The sequence below is a fragment of the Vibrio sp. 704 genome (genome assembly GCF_033339295.1).
In genome coordinates this window covers 1-564 of record NZ_JAWOUH010000820.1, presented here as the reverse complement: position 1 = coordinate 564, position 564 = coordinate 1, and the positions used below count along the sequence as shown (strand labels likewise).

General features: G+C 46.6%; 1 protein-coding gene. It reads left to right on the top strand.

Translation table 11 applies throughout. From position 1 onward, the window contains the following. Positions 1-564 (top strand): methyl-accepting chemotaxis protein (locus tag R7R24_RS29320; RefSeq protein ID WP_318120539.1); only part of this gene is annotated, 564 nt, incomplete at both ends.

Sequence of the window (564 nt, the reverse complement as noted above, 5' to 3'; positions counted from 1 at the left end):
GAGCTATCAGCAGTAGAGTCGCGCTCAAATTCCATCGCCGAGCTTACCGTTTCTCAGCAGCAATCGACCGCAATGATTGCAACAGCAATGACAGAAATGGCTTCTTCCGCTAACCATGTGGCAAGCTCTGCTAGCGACACAGCACGTAATACCGATGAAGCAGATAAACAAAGTCAGCACACTCAATCACTGATCCACAGTACGGTAGATAACATCCAAGGTCTTGCGACTCAGCTGAATACTGCAAGTAAAGCGGTTGCCGATCTCGATCAAGATGTAAACAACATCGTGAAAGTTCTGGATGTAATCGGGGATATTGCGGAACAAACCAACCTATTAGCCTTGAACGCTGCAATTGAAGCAGCTCGAGCAGGCGAACAAGGACGAGGCTTTGCTGTAGTAGCAGATGAGGTGCGTAATCTTCCAGGTCGAACTCAAGACAGCACAAAAGAGATCCAACACATGATCTCGAATCTTCAAGAAGGCTCTCGCAATGCCATTCATACAATGGAAATCTGTGCGGAAACAAGTGAAAGCACAGTAACTGAATCGATGAATGCATCA